Genomic DNA, 4879 nt, shown 5'->3' with positions numbered 1-4879 from the left:
GATCATGGCCGCGCTCCGTCCGGCCGCCACCCCCACCACGCAGGGAGTCACCATGCCCGGAAAGCGCACGTCGACCGCCTCGCGTCCGCTCTACGCGCGTCGCGCCAACACCCCGCGCCGCGCCCTCGGCCGCCGAGCGGCCGCCGCCCGCCTGGCGGCCGTCACGGGCGGGCTCGCCGCGCTCGTCGGCTCGCTCGTCCTGAGCGGGCCCGCCGCGCAGGCCGCGCCGCCGAGCCCGCCGGACGCCACCGCGGTCCGCGGCTACCTGGGTGAGCTCACCGTCAAGCCCGAGGGCACGATGGACGGCTACAGCCGAGCGAAGTTCCCGCACTGGATCACGCAGTACGGGCAGTGCAACACGCGCGAGGTCGTGCTCAAGCGGGACGGCGAGAACGTGGGGCAGGACGCCAAGTGCGCGGCCGTCTCCGGCACCTGGCACTCCGCCTACGACGGCGCGACCTGGACCGACGCGCAGAGCCTCGACATCGACCACATCGTCCCCCTCGCGGAGGCGTGGCGCTCGGGCGCCGCCGCCTGGACCACGGCACAGCGCCAGGCCTTCGCCAACGACCTGACGCGCCCCCAGCTCATCGCGGTCACGGACCGGGTCAACCAGGACAAGGGCGACAAGGACCCGGCGAAGTGGATGCCGCCGCTGAAGTCGTACGCGTGCACCTACGCGGAGATGTGGGTGACGGTGAAGCACTACTACGGGCTGACCGTGGACACGGCGGAGAAGAACGCGCTGACGGGAATCCTCAAGGGCTGCTGATCACCAATGATCGCCAAGGGCCGCCACGGACGGGACAGGCGCCGCGGGGACTCCGGGCGGCAGGCGGCAGGCGGGAGCTCCGTGCCGTGCGTCACGTTTGACGCGTGGCGCACAGGGCGATCGGGCACACTGGGGCTAAGAACTTGAACTTGCAAGTACAGATAGGGGTACCTAACCTGGGCCCCTCGTCGTTTCCTGTCCCCGATGCGAGGAGCACTCCGCATGCCCCCCACGACCGCTCCCTCCCCCTCGGCTCCGGCCACCGGTTCCGCCTCCGCGGCGGGCACCCCGTCCGCGGCGCTCACCGAGCGCCTCGACGCCGCGCGCCCGTACGCCCTGTCGGCCTTCCGTGTCGTCGTCGGCCTGCTCTTCGCCTGCCACGGCGCGGCGTCCCTGTTCGGCATCCTCGGCGGCGTGGCCGGCTCCAACGGCGGCACGGTCGCCGCGGGCACCTGGCCCGGCTGGTACGCGGCCGTCATCCAGCTCGTCGGCGGCGTCCTCGTCCTGCTCGGCGCCGGTACGCGCACCGCCGCGTTCATCTCCTCCGGCTCGATGGCCTACGCGTACTTCGACGTGCACCAGAAGGCGGCTCTGTGGCCGATCCAGAACGGTGGCGAGGCGTCCGCGATGTTCGCCTGGGCGTTCCTGCTGCTCGTTTTCACCGGACCTGGGGCGATCTCGGTGGACCGGCTGTTCCGTCGTCGCTGATTTTTCGGCAGCGATTTTCTGGTCGCGACTTCCGGCCGCGACTTTCCGGCGGCCGGGGTGAGGGGAGTCTGCCGCTCCCCTCACCCCGGCCGCCTCTTCGTCCTCTTCGTCGTAGCGGCTTGGGGCGCGGCTGCTCCCCCACTCTCGAGCGACACCCAAACCACCACAACCCCGGCACGTGATCCGGGCAACATCAGCGGCCCCCCTCGCACGTCACAGAAGCCTCAGGCGTACTCTGTTCGGTGGTAAAAGGCCGCCCCTGCCGCTCCCTGCGACGTCGCGGCGGGGGACCGTACGGGAGATCAGGAAGTGCTGGAGCAGTTGGGGTCGCTGGCCGACTCTCCTTGGATCTATGTGATCGTCGGGCTCTCCGTGCTCCTCGACGTCTTCCTCCCTCTCCTCCCCAGCGGTGTGCTGGTCATCACCGCCGCCACCGCCGCCGCGGGCTCCGCGGCCGACGCGGTCGGTGACGCCGCCCGGCAGCACGCCGGTTTCTCCCAGCTGTGCGCCCTCGTGCTCTGCGCCGCGACCGCCTCCGTCCTCGGCGACATGGTCGCCTACCGCCTCGCCTGGCGCGGCGGCGACCGCTTCGACCGCGCCATCTCCCGCTCGCGCCGCCTCACGGCCGCCCAGGCCAAGCTGGGCACGGCGCTGCTGCGCGGCGGCGGCCCGCTCGTGGTCGTGGCGCGTTTCGCACCCGCCGGGCGCTCGGTCGTCAGCCTCGGCGCGGGCGTCATGCACCGCAGGGTGAAGGACTTCCTGCCCTGGTCCGCGCTGGCCGGGCTGACCTGGGCCGCGTACAGCGTGGCCCTCGGCTACTTCGGCGGCCAGTGGCTGGGCGCGAGCTGGCTCAGCACGGCCGTGTCGTTCGTCGCCCTCTTCGCGGCGGGGCTCGCCGCGGCGTACGTCGTGAAGCACCCGCGCCACGACGAGGCACAGGCGTAGTAGGGGACGCTCCCCCGTCGGCCGTATTTGGTACGGACCAACCCCCGAGGCATGCGTTCCGCATCCGTACGGACCTCGCTACGGGCCCGCCGCCGCTCCCTCTACCGCCTCGTGCGGACCGCTCCCGCGCTACCGCCTCCCGCGGGCCCTGCGGGCCACTTCCGCACGCAGGGTGCGCCCGCAGTTCACCGCGTACGCCCGCTGGACGACCGGCACGAGCGGGCCGGCGGCCCGGGTGAACCACACGGCCGGGCGGCTGAACGCCGTCACCGTGAGCCGCACCGCTCCCCCGTCGTCCAGCGTCACGAGGAACGCCTCCTCACCGCGCTCCGGGTGGCCCGGCAGCGTCCCATACGCGAAACCGGCCCGGTCCGCCTCCCGTACGGCCCACACCACGGCGCAGGTGCCCGAGACGCGCAGCGGGCCCGCGCCCAGGGAGACGGTCACGGTGACGCCCGGCGCGACGGGCGGGGCATCGGTGACCCGTACGCCCGGCATGGCCCGGTGCATGCCCCAGGAGAGCAGCACGTCGGCGGCGGCCTCGAAGTCGGCCCGGCCGTGCCCGACGCAGGTGGACACCCGGAGGTGGTTGTATCCGACGGGCAGGGCGGCACCGGGCGCGGTGGCACCGACCTCGGGGTACGTGAACGTCGTCATCCCTCTCAGTATGCGAAAAGGGGCAGCGGCCCGGCTCCGCGGGGGAACCGGACCGCTGCCGTGACGGCCTTCGTCAGGTCAGTGGACCTTGCGGAACGCGTCCTTGTCGAACGCCGTCAGGCCGTTGGCCCACAGGGCGTTGACGCGGCTTCTCTCCGTCGAGTTCGGGTAGGGGTTGGTGCAGGACGGGCCGGGGCCGCCGCCCGACATCAGCTCGCTGCAGGGGCCGGAGTAGTGGTCGGGGAGGCCGAGCACGTGCCCGGTCTCGTGGGCGGTGACGCGGGTGGAGTCGTACTGCTGGTTCTGCTGGTAGTCGAGGAAGATGTAGCCGCGGCCGTGGCCGTCGGTCTGCGCGTACGAGCCGCGGGAGTCGTCGCCCTCGTAGTACTGGAAGTCGGCGTTGCCGCCCGCGCGCAGCTGAACGTTGCGGACGGAGCTGTTCCAGATCTGCGCGGCGTTGGCTATCTCCTGCTGGAAGCTGGGCGCGCCACTGGGGTCGTAGGTGACCGTGACGGTCTTGAGGCCGGGCGACTTGGCGGCCTTGGCCAGCGCGGACTTCATCACCGCGTCGAAGAAGGCCTTGTTGCCCGCCTGCTCGGCCGCCGAGCCGACGTAGGCCGAGCGGGACGACTGGGTCGACTGGGAGGTGTGGTCGGCCGCGGACGCCGCGGTGGCGGGCACGGACATCGCCGCCGCCAGACCGAGACCGAGTGCGGCCGAGAGCACCATCGTGGAGCGATTCATGTGGGGGACTCCATTCGTTCCGAGGACGCCGGCCGTATCGGTGGGTGACCGGTGTCCGCGGGGTGAAGTGTTGGTCCCGGGAAGTCTCTGACGAGATATCAGTGGTACGGATGATGCCAGTTGGCGATAGGGCGGCCCTATCGCCTACCCTGCCCCCGCATGTGCCTGGTGTGACATGCGAGGTGCAGTTATGCTCCCCACGTGGAGCTCGAGGTCAGGCATCTCCGAGCGCTTTGCGCCATTGCCGACACCGGAAGCGTGCGGAAGGCAGCGCTCCAGCTCGGCATGACACAACCCTCGCTGACCACCCAACTCCGGCGCATCGAGGGGGCCATCGGCGGCCTCCTCTTCACCCGCGGCCAGACCGGCAGCAGGCCGACCCCGCTCGGGCACACGGTACTGCTGCGCGCGCGGCCCATCGTGGCGGAGATGGCGGCACTGGTGTCCGCCGCGCGCGACGCGGCCGTGGGCGCGGGCGAGGCGCGGCTGCGCGTGGGCAGCGTCGGCAGTCGCGTGGTGACGGGGTGGCTGCGCCGCCTGCACGCACGACTGCCCGATACGGATATCACCATCCATATAGAGGTATCGGCGAACACTCTGCTCCAACTGCTCGCCACCAACCAGCTCGACGTCGCCTTCGTCCACGAGACCGAGGGTTTCCCCCTCACCGTCCCGGCGGGCGTGGAGCGACGCGTCCTCACCACGCGCGAGCCGAAGTTCGTGACCCTGGCCGCGAGCCACCCGGCGGCCGGGCAACCGGAGGTACGGCTGGCCGAACTCGCCGACGACTGCTGGATCGTGGACCCCACGGCCGACCACGAGGGGGAGGCTCTGCGGCACGCGTTCACGGCGGTGGGGCGATGCCCCCGCATGATCCACGTCCGCGACAACGCGACCGCGACGGACCTCGTCGCCTCCGGCGAGGCGATCCGCCCCTGCCAGCCGACGACGCCCCCTGCCCCTGGCACGGTGATCCGCCCCCTGCACGGCGACCCTCTCTCTTCGGAACTGTCCCTGGCGACGCGATCTTGCGCATTGCCGCCGGTCGAGATC

6 protein-coding genes are annotated in these 4879 nt (G+C 71.9%); 4 read left to right on the top strand and 2 right to left on the bottom strand.

The features are described from left to right. Positions 1 to 52 precede the first annotated feature (52 nt). The 3 genes from K6I34_RS31810 to K6I34_RS31800 all read left to right on the top strand — a co-directional run bounded on the left by K6I34_RS31810 (position 53) and on the right by K6I34_RS31800 (position 2425). Positions 53 to 772, top strand: coding sequence for an HNH endonuclease family protein (locus K6I34_RS31810; protein ID WP_229331399.1), 720 nt, complete (start codon positions 53 to 55; stop codon positions 770 to 772). Positions 773 to 994: 222 nt separating this feature from the next. Then, a complete protein-coding gene (locus K6I34_RS31805) occupies positions 995 to 1480 on the top strand; it encodes a DoxX family protein (protein ID WP_229331397.1) in 486 nt (161 codons plus the stop codon). 309 nt (positions 1481 to 1789) lie between these two features. Then, positions 1790 to 2425: a DedA family protein gene (locus K6I34_RS31800; RefSeq protein ID WP_229331395.1), complete on the top strand. Its 636-nt coding sequence runs from the start codon at positions 1790 to 1792 to the stop codon at positions 2423 to 2425. 129 nt (positions 2426 to 2554) lie between these two features. Here K6I34_RS31800 and K6I34_RS31795 read toward each other — a convergent pair whose 3' ends face one another. Together K6I34_RS31795 and snpA are read right to left on the bottom strand one after the other, a co-directional pair. After that, positions 2555 to 3082 carry a DUF1990 family protein gene (locus K6I34_RS31795; protein ID WP_229331393.1) on the bottom strand — a complete coding sequence of 176 codons (528 nt, stop codon included), beginning with the start codon at positions 3080 to 3082 and terminating at the stop codon, positions 2555 to 2557. A gap of 78 nt (positions 3083 to 3160) precedes the next feature. After that, positions 3161 to 3826 carry a snapalysin gene (gene snpA / locus K6I34_RS31790; RefSeq protein WP_229331391.1) on the bottom strand — a complete coding sequence of 222 codons (666 nt, stop codon included), beginning with the start codon at positions 3824 to 3826 and terminating at the stop codon, positions 3161 to 3163. A gap of 201 nt (positions 3827 to 4027) precedes the next feature. Between snpA and K6I34_RS31785 the strand changes: the two genes are divergently transcribed. Then, on the top strand, positions 4028 to 4879 hold an 852-nt coding region (locus tag K6I34_RS31785), incomplete at its 3' end, for a LysR family transcriptional regulator (RefSeq protein ID WP_308294084.1).

Source organism: Streptomyces sp. UNOC14_S4 (assembly GCF_020740835.1).
Classification (GTDB): domain Bacteria; phylum Actinomycetota; class Actinomycetes; order Streptomycetales; family Streptomycetaceae; genus Streptomyces.
The sequence above is the reverse complement of the archived record's forward strand: the minus strand, read 5'-3'. Positions and strand labels throughout refer to the sequence as shown.

What these genes read in the sequence shown, in the direction of transcription:
- K6I34_RS31810 (WP_229331399.1), top strand. Translation starts at nt 53, where the DNA reads ATGCCCGGAAAGCGCACGTCGACCGCCTCGCGTCCGCTCTACGCGCGT.
- K6I34_RS31805 (WP_229331397.1), top strand. Translation starts at nt 995, where the DNA reads ATGCCCCCCACGACCGCTCCCTCCCCCTCGGCTCCGGCCACCGGTTCC.
- K6I34_RS31795 (WP_229331393.1), bottom strand. Translation starts at nt 3,082, where the DNA reads ATGACGACGTTCACGTACCCCGAGGTCGGTGCCACCGCGCCCGGTGCC.
- snpA (WP_229331391.1), bottom strand. Translation starts at nt 3,826, where the DNA reads ATGAATCGCTCCACGATGGTGCTCTCGGCCGCACTCGGTCTCGGTCTG.